Here is a 23,425-nt window from a genome sequence, read left to right on the forward strand (position 1 = left end):
AGCTATCCTCCTGCTGCAATAGTTACCAAATCTACATTTTTTGCATGATTTGCCAAAAGTACATTGGCACATGCACACAAAGTAGCCCCAGTAGTCATCACATCATCTACTACAAGAATTGACTTGCCGGCAATTGAAGAATTAGGGGAACTTTGAAACACCTCGTCCATATTGTCCATCCGTTGTAGACGGGATTTTTGGGTTTGTGTTTCTGTGAACTTTCCACGAACCAATCCATTTTCAAGCTTAACTGACAAAGCCTCACTTAGCCCAAGGCCAAAATGTTCGCTTTGATTATAACCTCTGCGGCTTTGCTTGAGCGGATGGAGTGGCACAGGCACAATGAGATCCCAGCACTTTTCAAATCCATGTTCGTAAAGAATTTTACCATATAACAAACCTAATTCCTTAGCCAATTGAGGCTTATTCCTATACTTCAGCTGATGCAGAAGCTTTTGACTATTGCCACCCTTGGTAAATTTCAAATAAGCCATCACCATGCCCAGGGTACTCAATCCTCTCACTTTGTCGCACAAATCATTATCAATTGGCCTCAAATGGTAACTCGTTACAGGGAGAGTGCCTTTACAGATCAAACAAAGGTTTTCCTCCTGATCATAAAGAGACCTACCGCAAAGAAGACAATTGCGAGGAAATACTAAATCCAAAAAATCTTTTACAAAAAATAAACGCATTGTGAAAAAGGCTTGTTCATATCTGCCAAGGGCAAATAGTGGTATATTTGCTACTTGATTCTTCCTATACAGTTAAGTTAATGAATCTCAAAGAAGAATTCAACGAGTACCGAAGTCAGATAAGTGATAATATTTTGGCTCAAGACAATAAAGTGACCAAGCGTATATTTGATCTTGATACCTATGCTAATGGAAACATAGATATCACATCCAAGGAAATGATAGGATTGGCTTGCTCCATGGGATTGAGATTCGATGAATATGTAAAGCATCATTTAGGAAAATGTCATGAGACAGGTTAGTCTAAGGAACAGGTCTTTGAAGTTTTTTCTATTGCTACTTTGATAGGAGGGACAATAGTAATTCCGCATTTAAGAAGAGCGGTAGAATATTGAGAAACAATTAATAATCAATAGCTTATAATGTTTAAACGCGATCTAGAACTAGAAAAACGTTGGTCAAAACTATTAGTAGGCCTAAAAGAAACCATTGGTAAAAAACCCGCGGACTTAAATGGCGTACTCTTTCTTATTGGTGTTCAAGAACTTGGACAAGGCAATAAGATATTTAGCAAAGAGCAGAAACAGGATCTAATGCATATCGCTGTTTGTAAAGTGTTGAGTTACGATGGATTTTATGAACTTGATCATGTAGATCAAGAAGGATGGCCTCATTGGAAACTAATTAAGGAGCTTCCACATTTTGATTTATTAGATCAAGAGAAGCTTTTGAAGATTCAAGTATTGGAATATTTTGAAAAGGAGTACGAAATAGTAATTGAATAGCTTGTGAAAATAGTATCGTATAATGTGAATGGCATTCGTGCTGCAATGAATAAAGGTTTTATAGATTGGCTGAAGCTTGTAAATCCAGATGTTATTGGTTTACAGGAGGTTAAAGCAAATCTGGACCAAATAGATGCTACTATTTTCGAAGATCTAGGGTACGAAATATACTGGTATCCAGCTTTTAAAAAAGGGTATAGCGGTGTAGCTATTTTGACAAAATTGAAACCAAAATCTGTAAAACATGGTATGGATTATTCAAAATACGACGATGAAGGAAGACTACTTCAAGTTGATTTTGATGACTTCTCATTCTTAAACGCTTATTTTCCGTCTGGTACCACTGGTGATATTCGTCAAACATTTAAGTATGAATTCCTTGACGATATATACGGATACACGCAGGATTTAAGAAAAACTACTCCTAACTTTATCCTGAGTGGAGATTATAATATTTGTCATAAAGCAATAGATATCCATAATCCTATATCAAATAAGAATACCTCTGGCTTCTTACCTGAAGAAAGAGCTTGGATGGACAAATTTACAGAATCGGGTTTTGTGGATAGTTTCAGAAAATTTAACGATAAGCCACACAATTACACTTGGTGGAGTTATAGAGCCAACTCTAGAACAAAGAATTTAGGTTGGAGAATTGATTACCACATGGCGACATTTCCAATGGAAGAACGTCTAAAAAGCTCAATCATCTTAGCAGATGCAAAACACTCCGATCATTGTCCAATTCTTATAGAAGTCGAATAATTAAGTAGATAATATTCATTGAATATAATTATGATGAAAAACATAAAAATTTCTATTCCTTCTCTAATTGAGAACATAAAAATAATTGAGAGTTTCATCGACAATGCTCGTGAAAAATTCAAAATCAATGATGATATCTATGGTAATATTATGATTTCTGTAACTGAGTGCATTAGTAATGCAATCATACACGGAAATCAGGGTGATAAAAATAAACTCGTTCATTTAGAATTAGCTCTCGACAAAGAAATGCTATTATTCACCATTCAAGATGAAGGAGCGGGATTTGACCATAATGAACTAAAAGACCCTACAGCACCTGAAAACATTGAGAAAACTGGTGGCAGAGGAATATTCCTCATCAAGCATCTATCAGATGATGTAAAATTTGAAGAAAACGGCACTAAAACAGTTTTATCATTTTACATGAATTAAGGCATGCCTATTAATTTCTTTGCTGAAGAAGTATCATTTACCCTAAAAGAAAAGCGAAAAAGAAAAGCTTGGCTTAAGGAGATTGCTGAAAGAGAAAACCATAAGATTTTAGATCTTAATTACATCTTTTGCTCAGATGAGTATTTATACAACATCAATGTAGAATACCTAGATCACGACACTTTCACAGATATTATCACTTTCGATAATTCTGAAGAGAATGGAGAAATAGCCGGAGATATATTTGTAAGTATAGAAAGAGTAAAAGAGAATTCTCAAATTCTAAAAATTAAAGAAGAACGAGAGATAAGTAGAGTTATCAGTCACGGTTTGTTTCACTTGCTAGGATACATGGACAAGACAGAAGCGGAAGTAAATTTAATGAGAAGCAAAGAGGAATTTGCAATCAATTTATTCGAAAAGATTTGAAAGTTTCACGTGAAACAGTTCTTTTCGTCAGGGAATGAAAAGTGAACGTTTCACGTGAAACAGTATAATAAAATGAATACAATGTTTCCAATATATGATGTCATAGTAGTAGGGGCAGGGCATGCAGGATGCGAAGCAGCACATGCGGCGGCAAAGATGGGCTCTAAAGTACTGCTGTGTACAATGAACATGAATACAATTGCTCAAATGTCATGTAATCCAGCAATGGGAGGAGTGGCCAAAGGGCAAATAGTTAGAGAAATAGATGCTTTAGGAGGAATGTCAGGTATTATATCTGACAAATCTATGATCCAGTTTAGGATGCTAAACAGATCAAAAGGGCCAGCAATGTGGTCACCCCGATCTCAGAACGACCGCATGAAATTTGCAGAAGAATGGAGGTTAACCTTAGAACAGACACCAAATGTGGATTTTTGGCAGGAAATGATCACCGGCCTATTGGTGAAAAATGGAGAATTAAGAGGTGTAAAAAGTAGCATAGGCCTAGAAATACTAGCCAAAAGTGTCGTTTTGACCAATGGAACATTCCTGAATGGGTTAATACACATTGGTGAAAAGCAATTCGGTGGTGGTAGAACAGGAGAGGCCGCTGCAAAAGGAATTACTGAACAATTAGTGTCGCTTGGCTTCGAATCAGGTCGAATGAAAACAGGCACTCCGCCAAGAGTAGATGGTAGAAGTTTGGACTACTCAAAAATGGAAGTTCAACATGGAGATGAAAATCCTGAAAAATTCAGCTATTCTGATATAACAAGCTCATTAAAAGAACAAAGAAATTGCTGGATTACTTACACAAATAAAGATGTTCATTCTACCCTAGAAGAAGGATTTGATAGATCCCCGATGTTCAATGGGAGAATTAAAGGTCTTGGTCCACGTTATTGCCCATCAATAGAAGATAAGATTAATCGATTTGCGGAGAGGGATAGACATCAAATCTTCGTAGAGCCAGAAGGATGGAATACTGTAGAAATGTATATTAATGGCTTCTCAACATCACTTCCTGAAGATGTACAATTTAAAGCTCTAAGAAAAATTGCCGGATTTGAGAATGCAAAGATGTTTCGGCCTGGCTATGCGATAGAATACGACTTTTTCCCCCCAACTCAATTGAAACTCACTCTAGAGACACAATTGATAGAAAATCTTTATTTCGCAGGACAAATAAACGGAACTACTGGATATGAGGAAGCTGCATCACAAGGATTGGTGGCGGGCATCAATGCAAGTCTCAAAGTTCAGCAGAAAGACCCTTTCCTGCTGAAAAGATCAGATGCATATATAGGCGTATTAATAGACGATCTCATAAATAAAGGCACGGATGAACCTTATAGAATGTTTACGTCAAGAGCCGAGTTTAGACTTCTGCTCCGTCAGGATAATGCTGACCTAAGATTGACACAAAAAGGTTATGACATAGGTTTAGCATCTGATAACCGCTTGGATAAAATGAATACAAAAAAAGAGCAAACCGCTAAACTTATCAATGATCTCAAACAAAAGAAATTTTCCCCAGAAAGTATAAATGACGGATTGGAAGAATCTGGTACAGCTAAAATAAGTGAAAAAATATCTGCTGAAAAGCTATTGAAACGTCCGCAAATTGGTCTTCAGAATTTGAGAACTTTCAATTCTGAAATCGGTGAATACTTATCCAAATATTCGAATGATGTTTTAGAACAAGCAGAAATACAAATAAAATATGATAGCTATATAGAGAAAGAACAACAGATGGTCGAAAAGTTAAGTAGTATGGAAAACTTTAAGATTCCAATGAAATTTGACTACATAGCCATTCCTGCACTTTCCTCTGAAGGAAAACAAAAACTGACGAAGATAAGACCTGAGACAATGGGTCAGGCTTCAAGAATAAGTGGAGTGACTCCAGCAGACTTGTCTATAATCACCGTTTACCTAGGAAGATAAAATGGTAGAAAGACTTACAAAATGTCCACTTTGTAAGAGTGGACATTTTCTTAATTATCAAGAAATAAAAGATTATGCAGTAAGCCAGGAGTCATTTATTATTTGCAACTGCACTAATTGTGGACTGAAGTTTACTAATCCCAGACCAACAGAAGAAGATATTTCCCCATACTATGATTTCCCAGAATATTTCTCCCATGAGGACAAAACGAAAAACCTAACTCAATTTATCTATCACAGAGTTCGAAAATATGCAATTTCACGAAAGATAAAATACTTAACTAGTCTAAAGCCTCTCAAAGGAAAATATCTTGATTACGGCTGTGGTACTGCTGAGTTACTAACCAAAGCAAGTGAAAATGGGTGGAAGGTGACAGGGATAGAACCTAATGAAAAAGCTAGAAATCTAGCTAATTCAAAATTAGAAGGAAAAGTCTATGAGTCAATTAATAAATTACCTAAAGGAAGTTCATTTGATATTATAACACTTTATCATGTTGTGGAGCATATCCATTCGCTTAGAAAAACGCTAAAAACACTCATAAAACACTTAAAATCAGATGGTTATATATTAATTGCTATTCCAAACCCTGATAGTCATGATGCTTTAAAGTATGGCAAGCATTGGGCAGGATGGGATATACCAAGGCATCTCTACCACTTCAATCATCTAGCAATTGAGCACTTCGGAGAGATCTTTGATTTACAACTTATCAAAAAGTTACCAATGAGTTTTGACAGCTATTATGTCTCCTTATTATCTGAAAGCTACAAGGACCAAAAGCAATCATTGGTCAAAAAATATTCTAAGGCAATTATCTCAGGAACAAAGTCTAATAAGGAAGCAGCAAAAACTGCAGGAAATTATTCTAGTAACTTATTCGTTTTCAAAAAGAAGTGAAACACAAAAACCCAATAATACTTTTAGTTATAAGCTTACTGGCGTTTTCATGTGCCAAACAAAGTGCACCAATGGGTGGACCTAGAGATGAAGAGCCTCCAAAGGTATTAAATATGACTCCCAACGATCAAAGTCTGAATACTAAACCAGAGGAAATCACCTTAATTTTTGACGAGTATATCAAACTGGATAATGCCAACAAGAACATACTGATCACTCCAAGAATAAACAAGGATGAGGTAATCATCACAGCTATTAAAAACACCCTGATAATTGAGCTTAATCAGGATCTTGAAGACAGCACCACCTACGTTTTCAACTTTCAAAAGTCAATTCAAGATCTCTCCGAAGGAAATCCAGCAGAAAATCTAAAATTAGTTTTTTCAACAGGTGTAAGCATCGACAGTCTTACCTTCTCAGGCTCGGTCAATTCCTATTTCCCTGGTAAAAATGACAAACTAGAAGATGCCATAGTAGGTTTATATCCAATCGATGATACCACGAATGTGTTCATGGCGCCCCCATATTATTTGACACAAGTCGATACATTGGGAAAATTCAACATTTCCAATATCAAAGCAGGAAAATACTTCGCTTACGCCTGGCAAGATGATAACAATAGCCTAAAGGCTGAATATAAATCAGAAGCATTCGATTTCATAAAAGACACCATTAGCATCAACCAAAACATAGACGGCATCCAATTCAATCTATCAAAAGGTGATCAAAACCCAATCAGATTACTGAGATCTTCACCTTCAGGATCAAATTATACGATTGTACTAAATAAAACGCCCCTTGAAATCTCTTTAAAAAACGAAAAACTGGGCAACGAGATATTCTATACGCTAGGAGATAAAAGAATAAATCTATATTCAGAAGAACCTATTAGAGATAGCTTGGCATTCAATGTAAATTTGAGAGATTCAGTAGGGTATCGAGTTGATTCACTTATTTGGGCAAAATTTGAAGAGTCAGACAGAAAAGCTGAAAAACTAACCGTCACTCCGAATTCTGGCAAGAGCTTTTATCAAAATCTTTCTATAGAGTTGACCTTTAACAAACCTCTAAAGAATATTAATTACGACTCATTATATCTGTATTACGATACAGCTTCCATAATTCCAATTAACCCAGATATGCTAAACTTCAAGGACTCTTTAAGAAGGGATATACTCCAAATTAGCCTCAGCATACCAGATTCCATACCCTATGAAGCGTTCACATTAAAGGCAGCTGATTCTACTTTCATGGATATAGGAGGCCAATACAATGAGGTAGCGCTCTCTGCTAATTATAAAAAGTTGAAAAGAGAAACGCTCGCAGATGCGATCACAGGATCCATAGAAGGAGCAGAAGGTCCATTCATTGTCCAACTTCTGGATAGTAAAGACGAATTAAAAAGAGAATACTATTTCGACACAGGAAATAAATTTGCATTCAACTTAATAGAAGCAGGAAACTATCAAATCAGAATAATAGAGGACGCAAACGGAAACCGTCGCTGGGATCCTGCCAATTATGCAGAAAGGCGATATGCAGAAAGAACCTTTTACTACATCGATCCAGAGACAGGTAATAAAAATATATCTATAAGAGGTGGCTGGACTTTAGAAGATCTTGTGGTCACACCCACACCAAAAACAGGCATAAAACCAACCCAAAATTAGAAGTGCATAAGTACCATTGTAACTGTGGATAGTAGTGTACTACTTAGTGATAACTGCGCACTTATACACGTACCCATAGCTGGCTTTTTCGCCAAGTTACTATTTTGGGGAAAAGCCAACAGTTATCCACCAATTGACATCATTCTATGCACAGCCTTTTTACCAACAATGAATACCTAGCTCATAATCCACAAAAAATAACCTAATATTTTACCCTCATCATTTACAAGAACTTACGTGTGGACAACAAGAGGATAACCCGTGGGAAACTCAAAGGTTACTAAAGCATAAACGTTGAGAAGAATAATTAGCTGTCTTTTCCACAAATCCACAGTCCTAATAACCTTAGTAAATAAATTTTTTAAAAATCTATTTTACAATTATTATAATAAGAGAGCGTGGATAACTCTTTGTAATGGACTCACATTTTGTTAATATTATACCACACCCAAAATGATGAACTATGGAGCCTACCAGACTTTTTGATTTGATTCCCTATCAGATCGCAACTTATGATAAAGAAATAGCGCTCTCCAAAAAGGAAAATGGACAGTGGAAATCTTTTTCCTCTAGAGATGTCAAAAAGATCATAGACGATTTGAGTTTAGCTTTCCTTAAAACTGGAGTCAAACCAGGCGAAAAAATTGCAATCATTTCAACCAACTGTCCTGAGTGGAATTTTATTGATTTAGCCTTGCAGCAGGTTGGCGCTATTTCAGTTCCTATGTATCCCACTATCACGTCTGCTGACTATGAGTACATTTTTGAGCATGCAGAAGTGAAAATGATTTTTGTGGGTGATGAAGATATCTATGAAAAAGCTAAAGCTGCTGCGGGGGATCGATTGATCTACAGTTTTGAAAAATTGGAAGGTGCTATCTTCTGGGAGGACTTATTATCCATAGGCGTTAATGAAGATATTGTGAGTTTGGAAAATGCTAAGGAGAAAATAAATCCTGATGATTTGTTTACCATAATATATACTTCTGGTACTACTGGTAGGCCAAAAGGGGTGATGCTTTCCCATACGAATGTTCTTTCAAATGTAATAGCAATTGCGACCATTATGACACCTCCACAAGGTTCATCCAGAGTGCTGAGTTTTCTTCCTCTTTGTCACATTTACGAGCGCACTGGTTCATTCTGTTTTATGTATTTGGGATTCTCTATTTATTATGCAGAAAGCATAGAGACTTTGGGAGAAAATATGAAGGAGATCAAACCTCATGCTTTTAATACCGTGCCACGTCTTTTGGAGAAAATTTATGATAAAATAGTTGCCAAAGGATATGAGCTTACCGGAATTAAGAAAGGACTTTTCTTTTGGGCGTTAAACCTAGGCTTAGAATATGATCCTGGAAAGGAAATGGGAGCTTGGTATAATTTTCAGTTGAAAATGGCGAACAAACTTATCTTCAGTAAATGGAGAGAAGCGCTGGGTGGAGAAGTGATGCAGATTAATTCAGGGGCTTCAGCCTTGCAACCTAGATTGGCTAGAGTTTTTTGGGCTGCAGGGATTAAAGTCTGTGAGGGATATGGTCTTACGGAGACTTCCCCGGTAGTCTCAGCCTCTGTATGTACTCGTGAAGAGATGAGAATAGGGTGGGTAGGAAAAATAGTGCAAGAAGTGAAAGTCAAAATCGCAGAAGACGGAGAAATCCTCGTCAAAGGGCCAAGTATCATGCAAGGATACTACCGACAGCCTGAAATGACTGCAGAGGTACTTAAGAATGGCTGGTTTCACACCGGAGACATTGGAGAGCTAGACGGAGAATTCTTAAAGATTACAGATCGAAAGAAGGAAATGTTTAAAACTTCAGGGGGAAAATACATTGCACCACAGCTGATGGAGAATAAATTCAAAGAATCAACTTTGATTGATCAGCTGATTATATTAGGGGAAAATAGAAATTATCCTTCTGCGCTAATCGTTCCAAGTTTTGAAGGCTTAAAAGATTATTGTAAGCACAAGGGGATTCCCTATACAACAGATAAGGAGATGATCCAAAAGCCAGAGACAATTGAAAAGTATGATAGAGAGCTAGAGCAGCTGAACAAGTACTTTGGAAAATGGGAGCAAATCAAGCGTTTCAAACTTTTGCCAGAACCCTGGGGAATTGAATCTGGAGAATTGACTCCGACAATGAAATTGAAACGCAAGGTAATCCATCAGAAATTTGAGAAAGAAATAGAGAAACTCTATAAGGATTGATGTAAGGTTATTATCAAAAATTCATAGTTTTTAATGAGTGTTCACTTTGTTGCACGTTCCGGAAAGGGGATTTTAGGAAGCAAATCAGTATTAAATTTGGTGACGTGCAGGATTGCGGATACTCATTTAATTTTTTAACATCAGTAGATATTTCTTAGAATTATACATTTTATTTCGTTTTGTTCTGATTTATAAACGAAAAATCGTTTACACTTAGATTTTATGCTTCAAATTATGTCTTTTGCCAGATAGTATTTGTGATGCATGCATAACTTTTTTCAAATATAGTATGCATGCATACATTATTTTTCTTAACTTGGGAATTATAAAATTGAATCATTCTGTAGAGATGAAGAGAGAAGAAACAGTTGATTATCACATAAAAAGTGTTTGGCATGCCATCTCAAGAATGTACAATCAGCAAGCATCAGAAGAAGGATTTACAACTGCTATCGGTTTTGTGTTGATCAATATCAATTCGAAAGAAGGCACGCCTGCGACTAAGATTGCTCCACAGATTGGCTTGGAGACTAGAAGTCTAACTCGCATGCTGAAGACAATGGAGGAAAAAGGACTGATTTTCAAAAAGCCAGATTTGGTAGATAAGCGATCGGTGCGGATTTACCTTACCGAAGAAGGTAAGAGAAAAAAAGCAATTTCAGTAAATACGATCAGGGAATTTAATGAACAAGTACGTGAAGTAGTCAGTGAAGAAGATTTAAATGGCTTTTTTAGCGTATTTGAGAAGATACAGTTTGTCATAGATCAAGTACAAACTGATAAGGGAGTAGATATAAATAAACCAATATTTGAATTATAAACTAATAACCACCATCCGGTTAATAACACCAAAAGCCCAAAAATATGAACAGAACCATTAAAAAAGTTGCCGTTTTAGGTTCGGGAGTTATGGGATCCAGAATTGCCTGTCATTTCGCCAATATCGGCGTACAGGTACTTTTATTGGATATAGTACCTTTTGAACTCACAGAGCAGGAAAAGAAAAAAGGACTGACGAAGGAAAATCCTATTGTTAGAAACCGAATAGTAACTGATGCTTTGCAAAGTACACTGAAGTCAAATCCTTCAGCTATATATGATAAAGCATTTGCCTCTAGAATTACCACAGGAAATTTTGATGATGACCTACCAAAGATCAAAGATTACGATTGGGTGATTGAGGTAATTGTTGAGCGATTGGACATCAAACAATCTCTTTTTGAGAAAGTAGAAAAGTACCGAAAACCAGGAACCTTGATTACCTCGAATACTTCGGGAATTCCTATGCATATGATGTGTGAAGGAAGATCTGATGATTTTCAGGAGAATTTTTTAGGAACACACTTTTTCAACCCACCACGATATCTGAGGCTTTTGGAGATCATTCCTGGACCAAAAACGAACCCGGAAATCGTAGACTTTATGATGGAATACGGGGATAAATTCCTTGGAAAAGAAACCGTACTTTGTAAAGATACCCCAGCATTTATTGCCAATAGAATAGGTGTCTATGCGATTATTTCTGCGATGCATACCATCGAAAAAATGGGCTTTGGAGTATCTGAGGTGGATAAATTAACGGGGACCCTCATTGGCCGGGCAAAATCAGCCACTTTCAGAACAATGGATGTAGTCGGTTTGGATACGACTGTAAATGTTGCAAACAACCTTTACAAAGCTTTACCAAACGATGAGTCAAGGGAGAAATTCAAGCTTCCGAAAATTGTAGAAGTTCTTTATAACAATAAGTGGTTTGGAGATAAAACAGGCCAAGGTTACTTCAAGATGATCCGTCATGAGGATGGCACTAAGGAGCTGAAGGAAATTGACTTCGAAACTTTCGAATATAAAGATGTGGAGAAGCCAAAATTCAAAGCGTTAGAAGCTGCTAAGGAATTTGAGGATCTGAGAAAGAGAATCAAGTTTTTGGTGAATTTTGACGATCGTGCCGGAGAGTTTTACCGTGCGTCTTTTTATGATCTGTTCAGATATTGTTCAAATAGAATCCCTGAGATTTCCGACGAATTGTATAGAATAGATCAGGCGGTTTCTGCTGGTTTCGGTTGGGAACTTGGGCCTTTCGAGACATGGGATGTTCTCGGTGTCAAAGAGACTGTGGACAAAATGGAAGCAGCTGGTGAGAAGCCCGCAGCTTGGATTTATGACATGCTCGATGCAGGAAATGTGTCATTTTACAAAGTAGAAAATGGAAAAAAACACTATTACGACATTCCAAGCAAGTCGTACCTAGAAATTCCTGGCCTGGATGATTTCATTATTTTGGATACACTGAAATCGGCTGGAAAGAAAATCTGGAACAATGCTGGAGCATCTGTATATGATATAGGCGATGATGTCATTGGATTGGAGTTTCATACCAAAATGAATTCTATGGGCGCTGAAGTAATCGAAGGGATTAATACCGCAATCGGCATGGCTGAGAAGTCCCACAAAGGACTAGTGATCGGAAATGAAGGAGCGAATTTCTCTGCAGGAGCAAATTTGGCGATGCTGTTTATGTTCGCAGGGGATCAGGATTATGATGAGATCAATTTGATGATTGCTCAGTTCCAGAATACAATGATGCGAGCTCGTCTTTCATCTGTTCCAGTAGTAGTAGCTCCGCACAATATGGCTTTGGGTGGAGGATGTGAACTTTCGCTTCACTCTGATCACGTTCAGGCTCATGCGGAATTGTACATGGGATTGGTAGAAGTTGGCGTTGGTTTGATTCCTGCTGGCGGCGGTACCAAGGAGATGACCTTGAGATTTTCGAATAGGCTGATTGCAGGAGATGTAGAATTGAATCAGCTGCAGGAATACTTTATGAATATCGCCATGGCGAAAGTTTCCACTTCAGCTGAAGAAGCTAGAAATCTGGGTTATTTGAGAAAATCAGATGGAATCACGCTGAATAGAAAGCGTCAGTTGGCAGAGGCTAAGACTAAAGTGCTTTCCATGCACGAGGCAGGATACACGCAGCCAATTGAGCAGACAAATATTAAGGTATTGGGTAAAGAGTCGCTAGCACTATTCGATGCAGGTGTGACAGGAATGCAATATGGTGCCTATATCTCGGATCATGATGCTAAGATTGCGAGAAAACTAGCTTGGGTAATGTCTGGAGGTGATCTGTCTTCTCCGACAGAAGTTTCGGAGAGATACTTATTGGACTTGGAGCGAGAAGCATTCTTGAGTCTAACTGGTGAAAAGAAAACGCTGGAGAGAATCCACAGTATTTTATTCAAGGGCAAACCGTTGCGCAATTGATGACCAAAGTACAATGTACCAAGTAACTCAATAACCTAAAAACACAACAATCAATGGAAGCATATATAGTAAATGGATATAGATCGGCGGTAGGGAAAGCCAAAAAAGGAGGCTTTAGATTTTACCGTCCGGATGATCTCGCTGCAGATGTAATCAAGCATTTGGTAGCAAATACACCAGGTTTGGAAACCAAAATGGTGGACGACCTGATCGTAGGAAATGCAGTGCCTGAGGCAGAACAAGGAATGCAAATGGGGAGAATGATTTCCCTACTTGCTTTGGGAGTAGAAAACCCAGGCTTTATAGTCAATCGTTATTGCGGATCGGGGATCGAAGCTATTGCTTTGGCAGTAGGAAAAATAAAAGCCGGAATGGCGGATTGTATCATCGCTGGAGGGACAGAATCTATGTCTCTAGTTCCTATGATGGGATACAAAACAGTTTTGAATTATAAGATAGCGACCGAGCACCCTTCCTATTACATCAGTATGGGATTGACTGCTGAAGAATTGGCAAAGGAATACAGCATCACTCGGGAAGATTCAGATGCTTTTTCTGTCAAATCTCACGAGAAAGCACTAGCAGCCATTGCAGCTGGAAAATTCAAAGATGAGATTGTTCCTGTAGAAGTGGAAGAGACTTATCTCGATGAAAAAGGCAAAAAGAAAACCCGAAAATATGTAGTCGATACGGATGAGGGACCTCGCCAAGGAACTACGATGGAGGTGTTGTCTGGATTGAAACCAGCTTTTAAGAACGGGGGTCAAGTGACGGCAGGTAATTCTTCCCAAACTTCCGACGGAGCAGCTTTCGTAGTAGTAATGTCTGAGCGAATGGTGAAAGAATTAAATATTGAGCCTATTGCCAGAATGATGTCTTATAGCGCTGCTGGGGTTGATCCGAGAATTATGGGAATAGGCCCAAAGATAGCAGTTCCAAAAGCTCTGAAACAAGCAGGGTTAAGCCTGAATGATGTTGATTTGATCGAGTTGAATGAAGCTTTTGCTGCACAAGGTTTATCAGTAATTAAGGCGCTAGACCTCAATCCTGAGATTGTGAATGTAAACGGTGGAGCTGTAGCTCTTGGTCACCCATTGGGATGTACCGGAGCAAAACTTTCCATTCAGATATTCAATGAGCTTCGCCGCCAGAATAAAAAGTACGGACTAGTTACTGCTTGTGTCGGCGGTGGTCAGGGCGTTGCTGGGGTTTACGAATTGCTTAAATAGGAATTCCTATAAACTTCATCATTTGAAATTCAGAGTTAGACATTCGACATTCTGAAATTCAAAGATTTTCAATATCGAATGAAGAATTAAGAATTAGGAATTAAGAATAATGAAAAAAATAAGCTGATAATAACAATAGAATATGGCTACAAAATCCACCCAAGGGGGAGAATTCCTCATTAAAGAAACTGATGCGCAAGACATCTTTATAGCAGAAGAATTTACTGAAGAACAACTAATGATGGCTCAGGCCTGTCAGGACTTTATCGATACTGAGATCACACCACACTTGCAGGAAATCGATAGCATGAAAGACCCTGATCTAGTTCCTCGCATTTTCAAAAAAGCTGGAGATCTAGGCCTTTTGGGAATCTCTGTCCCAGAAGAATACGGGGGAATGGGAATGAGTTTCAATACATCCATGCTGATCGCCGATATCATCGGTTCAGCAGGATCTTTCTCTACTACCTATGGAGCACATACGGGTATTGGTACACTTCCAATCTTGTATTACGGAACAGAGGAGCAGAAGATAAAATATCTTCCCAAGCTCGCAACAGGTGAATGGGCGGCTTGTTATTGCCTCACTGAGCCAGATGCGGGATCGGATGCCAATAGTGGTAAGACCAAAGCTACACTTTCTGAAGATGGTAAAATGTACCTTCTCAATGGACAGAAAATGTGGATCTCAAATGCAGGTTTCGCTGACTTATTCATCGTTTTTGCCAAAATCGAAGATGATAAAAACCTGACTGCATTCATCGTAGAGAAGTCTTTTGGCGGAATCACAATGAACGAAGAGGAGAAAAAGATGGGAATCAAAGGCTCATCTACTCGTCAAGTTTTCTTTAACGATTGTCCTGTCCCAGTTGAGAATATGCTTTCTGATCGTCAGAACGGATTCAAAATCGCTGTGAATATCTTAAACATCGGCAGAGTAAAGCTCGGCTCAGGAGTATTGGGAGGAGTTCGGACAGTTACCACTCATTCTATTAAATATTCTACAGAGCGAAAACAATTTGGGGTTAGTATCAATTCATTTGGTGCGATCAAAGCCAAGCTCGCTGAGATGGCTACCAAAGCCTACGTTTCTGAATCGCTTTGTTACCGTGCTGGTCAAGATATTGAGAATAAAATCAATGCACTTGAAGCCGAAGGAATGGAGGCAAATGAGGCCAAACTGAAAGGCGTAGAAGCGTTTGCTATTGAGTGTGCTATCGCAAAAGTGCAATGCTCTGAAGTGTTGGATTATGTGGTAGATCAAGGAGTTCAGATCTATGGTGGTATGGGTTACTCAGCCGATGCACCGATGGAGCGGGCTTACCGTGATGCCAGAATATCCAGAATTTATGAAGGAACGAATGAGATCAACCGCATGCTGATGGTAGGAATGCTTCTTAAGCGTGCGATGAAAGGAGAAATTAATTTTTTCGATCCTGCGATGGCTGTTTCTAAAGAACTTATTTCCGTGCCGTCATTTGAGACGATTGACACTTCTGAGCTTTTTGCAGCTGAAAAAGAAGTGCTCATAAAGCTGAAGAAAGTATTCCTTATGGTGGGTGGCAAAGCCGCAATGACTCTTCAGGACAAAATCGAAGATGAGCAGGAAATCATGATGAATCTAGCTGATGTGATGATTGAGATCTATGCGAGTGAATCTGCTATTCTTCGTACCGAAAAGCTGGTGTCAATCAGAGGAGAAGAAGCCTGCAAGAATCAAATCGCAATGTCACAGATCTATCTTTCTGAGGCAGTTGACAAAATCAATACAGCAGCAAAAGAAGCGATTGGTAGTTTCACTAAAGGCGATGAGCAAAAAGTAATGCTGATGGGATTGAAGAGATTCACCAAATCAGAACTTTACAACACCAAAGAATTGAGGAGACAAATTGCTGATTATATGATTGATCAAGGGAAATACCCATTTTAACATTGGGATAAATTGAGTACCAAAGCCTCCGAAATGAAAGAGTTCGGAGGCTTTTTTATGGGAAAAAGTGTAACTTATTTCTCACATAAAATATTGAATATCAAGATCTGAGAACTAAGATTTAAAAACCCTAAAGAAATGAAAAAAGTCTATACCTTGATTGTGCTTGCATTACTTGGCCTTGTGGTAGCCACGCAGCTTCTGAAACCTGAACCAATCATAGAGTTATTGAACTCGTTCAATCCCGAGCAAAAGGCGAAAGCCATGTTTGCCATGAATGATCCCAAGAAAGAGGATTGGCATTTTTTCCCCAGCACCATGTTTGAGCGAGAGGGAGTCCCTATTAAAGAAATGAATTCTAAACAAAGAGCGCTTGTTCATTCGGTTTTGAAATCTTTTCTCTCCAAATCTGGCTATGAGAAAACGCTTGAAATAATGGAGTTGGAAAATGTGCTTAGAAGTTTTGGTCAAGATTCAGTCATGCGAGACTCTGAGAAGTACTTTATATCCTTTTATGGTAGCCCAATGACGGATGACATTTGGTCCATGTCATTTGAAGGGCATCATATTTCTTTGAATTTTACAATCAATGGTGATGAAATAGTTGCCTCTCCCAGATTTTTTGGAGCAAATCCTGCCATGATTCCTGAAGGGCCTAGAAAAGGTGATCGAACGTTGGCGAAAGAAGAAGATCTTGGGTTTGGTCTGATCAATTCAATGGATTCCCAGCAGCAGGAAAAAGCGATTTTTCAGCAGGAATCTTTCAAAGATATAGTATCGCTAAACTTGCCTGAGATCAGGCCAATGAAACCGGTGGGAATTCGGTACTCGGAACTGAATCCAGACCAGCAAAAACTCCTTATGCGGCTAATTGATCAGTATTTATCCAACATACCAAGTAAAATTGCTGACGCTAGGAGGGAAAAATTAATGGCAGAAGATTTATCAGATCTCTATTTTGGATGGGTAGGGGCAAAATCTCTGGGAGCGGCTCATTATTACCGAATTCAAGCGAAAACATTCTTGATCGAGTTTGATAATTCTCAAAACAATGCCAATCATATTCATACCGTTTGGAGGGATTTTGATGGTGATTTTGGAAGAGACTTGATTAAGGAGCACTATGCGCAGTCTCATACACATTAATTTTTGGTATAAGGCATTGGAGCAATATTAGAAAATCAATAGGTGATTATACGGAATCTTGCCAGTAGAAAATTTATAGGATCGAAAATCCAAAGACACATTAAATTCTGGTTTACTCCGGTCTTCGGTCATCGGCCTGCCTCGCCTTGGCGGGTCTCCTAACCCGTTGACCAAAGAAAACATACAGAAATCAATATATCTTGTTTAATGGTTAAGCAGCAGAATTCCCTTTAAAAGCTTATCATATTTTTCGTTTGATATACTAGATTTTAAGATTCACGCTAGATTAACCTCAGAAAGAAGAGATGCTTTTTCAGCACATTTTCTTGCGGAGAACTAAACGGTGGAAATGTTTTTGAAAGAAGTTAAATATCCATTTTAACATTTGAGTACCAAAGCCTCCGAAATGAAAGAGTTCGGAGGCTTTTGTGCTTTTAACCGCAGTGGCCACAGAGGTTTGCGCAGAGGGCACAATTGTTAATCTTTATAATCAAAACAGAGCCGAAAGCCTGTTATAACAAAGCCCAGCTCAGTAGGGCTGGGTAATTATGGTTAGACAGCAACTTCGGCTCTGAAAGAGCGAAATATAATTTTATTGGAAAGCCCAATTCACTATTTTTTTTGAACACAAAGCCCGCAAATAACGCACAAAGAGCAGGGTTGGTTTGAAGCACATTAAATTTAAAAATTGATTCCATATATCTATCCAAATTACCCTAAAGAGGCTTTTTTGCCTAACTTATGTCCCTTTAGAGAATCATATTTTAACAAAAAACAAGCACACAATGCAGACTATTGAGCCTTTTAAAATTATTGGAATTTCTGTCAGAACTTCAAATACATCTGGAAAAGCTGCTGAAGACTTAGATGTACTTTGGGGAAGATTTTTTGAGGAGCAAATTGGAGGAAAAATAACTGGAAAAGTAAGTGAAGATATTTACGCGATCTACACAGATTACGAGTCTGACTACACGGGAAAATATACCTGTATGATTGGTTATCAGGTGGATAGAGTGGATAATTTACCGGATGGCCTTATTGCCAGAGAGTTTGCTGGTGGAAAGCATTTTAAGTTTACAGCTAAGGGTAAAATGTCTGAGGCAGTTGTACAAACCTGGCAGGAAATCTGGGCTCAAGATGCGGAGTTGGACAGAAAATATACAGCGGATTTTGAAGTTTATAGAGCTAACTCACAGCAGGGAGACAATTCGGAGGTTGATATTTTTATAGCAGTGAATTAGTTTAGGAATATAAGATTTGTGACTAGCTGAAGGGCATAAAAATAGTTACAGGACTGGTTTGGGAGTTGGAGAATTCCCACTATCTTGACGGGAATCAGTTACAACATTTTACCAATGAAACTATGGCTAAGCAACCGGAAGGTAAACCTAAGAACGATAAGTCTGCGGCTACCAAAACTCTGAAAGAAAAGCGAGCTGATAAAGCCGCGAAAAAGGAAAGTAAGAAAAACAATTGATCAATTAGCAGGAGTCAAAAGCTCCTGCTTTTTTTGTGAAATTCATTTTTATCCGCAGTGATCACGGAGATTTTCGCAGAGGGTCTTACTATTGAAAATTTAATGAAAGTCTTGTGGCTCAAAATGGGAGATATCATACTTCTTTAGAATCTGTACTTAAGAATCATCTTCGTTAAATCTTTGCGAAATTCTTTGCGCTCATCGCGACTTTGCAGAAGAATAAATATTTTAACTTGAATCTCTTGAACCAATTTGTCTAATCTATGCCAAATGAGCAGAGTGATCAAGTGAGTTTAAAAGAAGCAATCTCAATTGGTATAGGTGGAATGGTCGGTGGCGGAATTTTTGCCGTGCTTGGTTTGGCTGTTTCATTGTCCAAAGGAGGAACACCAGTTGCTTTTTTGATTGCGGGTCTCTTGGCCTTAGTCACTTCTTATAGCTATGTGAAATTGTCCTTGGCATTTCCTGATCGAGGAGGCACAGTCAAATTCATCAATGAGGGCTTTGGAAATACTATTTTCAGTGGAGGAATCAATAATCTGCTGTGGATAAGTTATATCATCATGCTTTCCCTTTACGCTTCTGCTTTCGGCTCCTATGCTCCAAATCTTTACGAAATCACAGCTAGCAAAAATCTAGATTTTCATCTATATGCCAGTGCGGTTATCGTTTTTGCAACAGCTATAAATTATTACAGTATCAAGGTAGTCGGAGCTATTGAATCCTATGCAGTCATCATCAAGCTGATTATCCTACTGGGCTTTGTGGGTGTTGGTGCGTATGGATTGATAGGGAATGAAAATCTGGCTCAGTTTTCCTTTCCAAACTGGGAAAGTCCAGTTAAGCTTTTGACTGGAGGGATGGTGATTTTTGTTGCCTATGAAGGGTTTGAATTGATAGCCAATGCAGCACCAGATATCAAAGATCCGGAGAAAAATATCCCAAAGGCCTACTACTATTCAGTCATTTTCGTGATAATCCTCTATATCATTATAGCAATTGTAACAGTGGGTTCTTTACCATTTGGGGAAATAGCAAAAGCTGAGGACTATGTCTTGGCGGAGGCGGCGAAGCCTATGCTAGGACAAATCGGATTTACAATAATTACGATCGCGGCTCTGATTTCGACTTTTTCAGCCATCAATGCTTCACTTTATGGAGGAAGTCGCGTGAGTTATGAAATCGCGAAAGATGATGAACTGCCTCATGCGTTGACCAACCAATTTTGGAATCATCCCGTCGGGCTTATGATTACGGCGGTCTTAACTCTTTTTATAACGAATACACTTGATTTGGAGAGCATTTCTATTGCGGGCAGTATTGGATTTTTGTTGATTTTTTCTACTGTAAATTTGGTAGCATACAAGCGCTCAGCTGATGTGAAAAGCAAAAAATCAATCACGCTTTTGGGTGTGATACTGTGCGGAATCGCAACCCTCGTGTTGACTGTGCAGCAGTTTAATACTAATATGCTTGGGGTGCTGATCGCACTTGGCATCATAGCTACCTGCTTTTTGGTAGAGTGGATTTATAAGAGAAAAGAAAAGAATAATCTTCAATCTGATAGCTAAAATTATTCTTACATGCACTGGGGAATTGGTTTTTTGTCCACAGTTTTTAGTCTATATTTGAAACTATTGCACGGGGTGCCTTCCTTTTGTTAAGGCTGAGAAAATACCCGAATTACCTGATTTGGATCATGCCAACGTAGGGATGCTTAAGCTGGAAAACGCCTTTGTTTTCTCTTGGTTGCCTGACCGCAGGAAATGCAGTTAACATTTTTGCAACCTTAAATTCCCTATGGAACTCGAGAAAAAGAATTTTGAATTACTACCCGATGCGCATAAAAACTGGCAAAATCGCCCTGAATGGTTTTTCAATCGTGCCCATACAGACACCTATGAACTTTGGTATGAAGGAAGATACAAACGTGCCGAAGTCTGGCAAAAGAAAGTCATGGAGCAGTTGGTATCTAAAGACAAAAGAATCAAAACGCTTTTGGAATTCGGCTGTGGAACTACCCGGTTTACACGCTGGTGGAAGGAGATCGGTATTAAAGCAACTGGTGGAGATATTTCTCCACTAATGCTTTCCCAGGCTATTCATTTGTTTGATGGAGACTTGGTTATGGCAGATTCCCATCACATGCCATTCAAGGATCGTACGTTCGATTCCTTGGCGTTCATCACCACGTTTGAATACTACAAAGATCCGGTAAAAGTAATCCGAGAATCTGCCCGAGTAGCCAAATACGGGATAGCAATGGGTATGATGAATCGGAACTCTCCAAAAGTATTGAGACGCAGGGTACAGCAGCTTTTTGGTAAGAATCCATTTTATGTTACCGCAACTTTCTATACTCCAGCCATGCTAATCGCTATCATCGATGAAGCGCTTCAAGGCCGGGAATACACTATAGAATGGTCGTGTACGGGCTTACCAAAATGGTTTCCGGTCCAGCAATGGAGCGTGCCTTATGGTGATTTTTTTGGATTGTATGTCAAACTGAATGATGTACGATAATGGCTGACCAACTCGGAAAAATCAACTCCCAAGGATATCAGGATTTGCTTGCAGGAAGATTAGGTTCTTCGCGAAAAGAGGTGAAGCAAGGTCCGGCATTCGGTGTGGATGTTTCTATCACGTCACTGCCGGGAGGCTTGGCTTTAGCGGCAACCAGCGATCCACTTTCCCTGATTCCTTCTATGGGATTGCAGGAATCGGCCTGGCTCAGCTTACATCTGATGGCAAATGACATGGCCACGACTGGCTTTGCTCCGCAATATGGGCAGTTTGTTCTGAATCTGCCAGACACGCTTTCAAAGGCAGATTTCAGTACTTATTGGGGATATATCGACCAATTTTGTAAGGAAATCGGCTTAGCAATTACAGGAGGTCATACTGGCTTTGTGCAGGGACAAAATTCCACTTTTGCAGGTGGAGGTACTTTGATGACTATCGCTCCTGAGACGGAAATGATTTGCTCTACTGGCGCTCAAATTGGCGATGCTATTATGGTGACCAAATCATGCGGACTGACTGCCACAGCGATTTTGGGAATGAGTTTTCCAGAAACAATCACACAGAAACTAGGTGCAGAAGTTTATCGAGCATCTTGCGAGCAGTTTTACCAGACTTCATCACTTCTAGATGCACTTTGTGCTGCTGGCATAGAAAGCAAATTCTCTGAGATTCATGCAATGCATGATGTGACAGAAGGCGGTGTTTTGGGAGCAATATATGAATTGGCGATTGCTTCTGATAAAGGAGCTTTAATCCAAGATGAATTGCTTCCGGTAGGAAATATTGCTGCTGCCATTGCAGGATTGTTTGGCCTCGATCCCCGCTATTGTGTGGGTGCTGGATCCATGATCATCGTATGTGATCCTGAAAAATCTGACGATGTAATCAAAAGGCTGGATATAAAAGATATTCTCTGCACTGAGGTGGGAAGAATAACTGAAAAAGAGGTTGGGGTGCAAATTCAAAAGTCTGGGTTAATGTCTCCCCTAGCCTATCAGGAAACGGATCCTTATTGGATGGCTTATTACAATGCTTTAAATGCAGGATGGAAATGAATCTACGGGGTAAAATAAGTCAGGGGATTTATCTGGTGATCGATCCTTCTATGGAAGAAAATCAGCTTTTAGAAACTCTTGAAAAAGCTATTTCCGCTAACCCTTGTGCGCTACAGATTTGGGATAATTTCAAGTCTCAAGCTCAAGCTTTCAACCTGATATATAAAATTAAATCAATCTGTATAGGAACTGGAATTCCTATTCTAATCAATAATCATCCTGAATGGGCAGAATTATTTAGACTGGACGGTGTGCATTTTGATGAGCTGTCAGCTGAAAATTCATCATCAATTCCAAAGATAAAGAAGCAGGGAAAAATCATTGGAGTTACAATAAACAATGACTTCGAATTGATTCAAAGTGCCATTTTAGCAGGTGTTGACTATCTCTCTTTTTGCTCCATGTTTACTTCTTCCACATCGAATAGTTGTGAATTGGTGAATTTTGAAATAATCAAAAGGACTAGGAAACTCACTAAAATTCCAATTTTCCTGGCAGGTGGAATTTCTCCTGAAAACATCTCCCAACTTCGATCTCTAAATTTTGATGGCGTTGCTATCGTTTCAGGCGTCTTGAGTGCTGCTAATCCTAGCCAAGCCATTTCCACCTACCAGCACTTACTAAAAAACTTAAAAAAATGAAATTGGAAACTATAAATAAACTCTGCTGTCCCTTTGACAAGCAAGACTTGATTTTGAAAATCATCCTGAAAGATGAGCAGGATAACATCCATGAGGGATGGCTCAACTGTCCTTCCTGCACTAGAATCTATCCCATTATCAGAGGCATACCCATCATGAACCCAGATGAATACAGGGAAGCTCATCTTGAACAATCCGTTCTAAAGAGATGGCAAAATCAACTGGATGGCAAAGAAATTATGAACTTTAGGTTGATAGATAGCCCATCTATTCCTTAAATAAAAAATGTGATTATACGGCATCTTGCCACTAGAA

At 38.8% G+C, this 23,425-nt stretch carries 20 protein-coding genes, 1 pseudogene and 1 riboswitch; of the genes and pseudogenes, 20 read left to right on the plus strand and 1 reads right to left on the minus strand.

Features of this window, described 5'->3' with window-relative positions; genetic code table 11:
* Nucleotides 1-2 precede the first annotated feature (2 nt).
* Entirely contained in the window at nt 3-695 is a 693-nt protein-coding gene (locus BVH04_RS17325; RefSeq protein WP_086542730.1) for a ComF family protein, read from the minus strand.
* A gap of 80 nt (nt 696-775) precedes the next feature.
* Here BVH04_RS17325 and BVH04_RS17330 point away from each other — a divergent pair.
* The 20 genes and pseudogenes from BVH04_RS17330 (at nt 776) to BVH04_RS17430 (ending at nt 23,388) form a co-directional block, all read left to right on the plus strand.
* Nucleotides 776-1,090, plus strand: a pseudogene (locus BVH04_RS17330) (carboxymuconolactone decarboxylase family protein).
* A gap of 27 nt (nt 1,091-1,117) precedes the next feature.
* Nucleotides 1,118-1,480 (plus strand): hypothetical protein, encoded by a 363-nt coding sequence (locus BVH04_RS17335; protein ID WP_086542731.1) that lies wholly within the window; start codon nt 1,118-1,120, stop codon nt 1,478-1,480.
* A 3-nt stretch (nt 1,481-1,483) separates the two neighbouring features.
* Entirely contained in the window at nt 1,484-2,245 is a 762-nt protein-coding gene (locus BVH04_RS17340) for an exodeoxyribonuclease III (RefSeq protein ID WP_086542732.1), read from the plus strand.
* Nucleotides 2,246-2,278: 33 nt separating this feature from the next.
* Nucleotides 2,279-2,680 carry an ATP-binding protein gene (locus BVH04_RS17345; RefSeq protein ID WP_086542754.1) on the plus strand — a complete coding sequence of 134 codons (402 nt, stop codon included), beginning with the start codon at nt 2,279-2,281 and terminating at the stop codon, nt 2,678-2,680.
* 3 nt (nt 2,681-2,683) lie between these two features.
* Complete coding sequence (ybeY, locus tag BVH04_RS17350) at nt 2,684-3,109, plus strand: rRNA maturation RNase YbeY (protein WP_086542733.1); 426 nt, start codon at nt 2,684-2,686, stop codon at nt 3,107-3,109.
* A gap of 81 nt (nt 3,110-3,190) precedes the next feature.
* Nucleotides 3,191-5,056: a tRNA uridine-5-carboxymethylaminomethyl(34) synthesis enzyme MnmG gene (mnmG, locus tag BVH04_RS17355; RefSeq protein ID WP_086542734.1), complete on the plus strand. Its 1,866-nt coding sequence runs from the start codon at nt 3,191-3,193 to the stop codon at nt 5,054-5,056.
* 1 nt (nt 5,057) lies between these two features.
* Nucleotides 5,058-5,957: a class I SAM-dependent methyltransferase gene (locus tag BVH04_RS17360; protein ID WP_086542735.1), complete on the plus strand. Its 900-nt coding sequence runs from the start codon at nt 5,058-5,060 to the stop codon at nt 5,955-5,957.
* Between the two features lie 71 nt (nt 5,958-6,028).
* On the plus strand, nt 6,029-7,627 hold the full coding sequence (locus BVH04_RS17365) for an Ig-like domain-containing domain (protein WP_086542736.1): 1,599 nt from the start codon (nt 6,029-6,031) through the stop codon (nt 7,625-7,627).
* A gap of 463 nt (nt 7,628-8,090) precedes the next feature.
* Complete coding sequence (locus tag BVH04_RS17370) at nt 8,091-9,839, plus strand: AMP-dependent synthetase/ligase (RefSeq protein ID WP_086542737.1); 1,749 nt, start codon at nt 8,091-8,093, stop codon at nt 9,837-9,839.
* 349 nt (nt 9,840-10,188) lie between these two features.
* On the plus strand, nt 10,189-10,659 hold the full coding sequence (locus BVH04_RS17375; RefSeq protein ID WP_086542755.1) for a MarR family winged helix-turn-helix transcriptional regulator: 471 nt from the start codon (nt 10,189-10,191) through the stop codon (nt 10,657-10,659).
* 44 nt (nt 10,660-10,703) lie between these two features.
* Nucleotides 10,704-13,109: a 3-hydroxyacyl-CoA dehydrogenase/enoyl-CoA hydratase family protein gene (locus BVH04_RS17380; protein WP_086542738.1), complete on the plus strand. Its 2,406-nt coding sequence runs from the start codon at nt 10,704-10,706 to the stop codon at nt 13,107-13,109.
* A 53-nt stretch (nt 13,110-13,162) separates the two neighbouring features.
* The gene (locus tag BVH04_RS17385) at nt 13,163-14,338 is read left to right on the plus strand and encodes a thiolase family protein (RefSeq protein WP_086542739.1); all 1,176 of its coding nucleotides are present in this window, start codon (nt 13,163-13,165) and stop codon (nt 14,336-14,338) included.
* Between the two features lie 142 nt (nt 14,339-14,480).
* Nucleotides 14,481-16,268, plus strand: coding sequence for an acyl-CoA dehydrogenase family protein (locus BVH04_RS17390; protein WP_086542740.1), 1,788 nt, complete (start codon nt 14,481-14,483; stop codon nt 16,266-16,268).
* A 138-nt stretch (nt 16,269-16,406) separates the two neighbouring features.
* Nucleotides 16,407-17,414, plus strand: a complete 1,008-nt coding sequence (locus BVH04_RS17395) for a DUF3500 domain-containing protein (protein WP_086542741.1) — start codon at nt 16,407-16,409, stop codon at nt 17,412-17,414.
* A gap of 785 nt (nt 17,415-18,199) precedes the next feature.
* Entirely contained in the window at nt 18,200-18,655 is a 456-nt protein-coding gene (locus BVH04_RS17405) for a GyrI-like domain-containing protein (protein ID WP_086542743.1), read from the plus strand.
* A 499-nt stretch (nt 18,656-19,154) separates the two neighbouring features.
* The gene (locus BVH04_RS17410; protein WP_086542744.1) at nt 19,155-20,462 is read left to right on the plus strand and encodes an APC family permease; all 1,308 of its coding nucleotides are present in this window, start codon (nt 19,155-19,157) and stop codon (nt 20,460-20,462) included.
* Nucleotides 20,463-20,523: 61 nt separating this feature from the next.
* Nucleotides 20,524-20,622: riboswitch (TPP riboswitch) on the plus strand.
* Between the two features lie 69 nt (nt 20,623-20,691).
* A complete protein-coding gene (locus BVH04_RS17415) occupies nt 20,692-21,414 on the plus strand; it encodes a class I SAM-dependent methyltransferase (protein WP_086542745.1) in 723 nt (240 codons plus the stop codon).
* A complete protein-coding gene (locus BVH04_RS17420; protein ID WP_086542746.1) occupies nt 21,414-22,469 on the plus strand; it encodes an AIR synthase-related protein in 1,056 nt (351 codons plus the stop codon). The genes BVH04_RS17415 and BVH04_RS17420 overlap by 1 nt, the downstream gene beginning before the upstream one ends.
* The gene (locus BVH04_RS17425) at nt 22,466-23,110 is read left to right on the plus strand and encodes a thiamine phosphate synthase (RefSeq protein WP_169714455.1); all 645 of its coding nucleotides are present in this window, start codon (nt 22,466-22,468) and stop codon (nt 23,108-23,110) included. The genes BVH04_RS17420 and BVH04_RS17425 overlap by 4 nt, the downstream gene beginning before the upstream one ends.
* Nucleotides 23,107-23,388: a Trm112 family protein gene (locus BVH04_RS17430; protein WP_086542748.1), complete on the plus strand. Its 282-nt coding sequence runs from the start codon at nt 23,107-23,109 to the stop codon at nt 23,386-23,388. Before BVH04_RS17425 ends, BVH04_RS17430 begins: the two co-directional genes overlap by 4 nt.
* Nucleotides 23,389-23,425: the final 37 nt, after the last annotated feature.

Source organism: Algoriphagus antarcticus (assembly GCF_002150685.1).
GTDB lineage: Bacteria > Bacteroidota > Bacteroidia > Cytophagales > Cyclobacteriaceae > Algoriphagus > Algoriphagus antarcticus.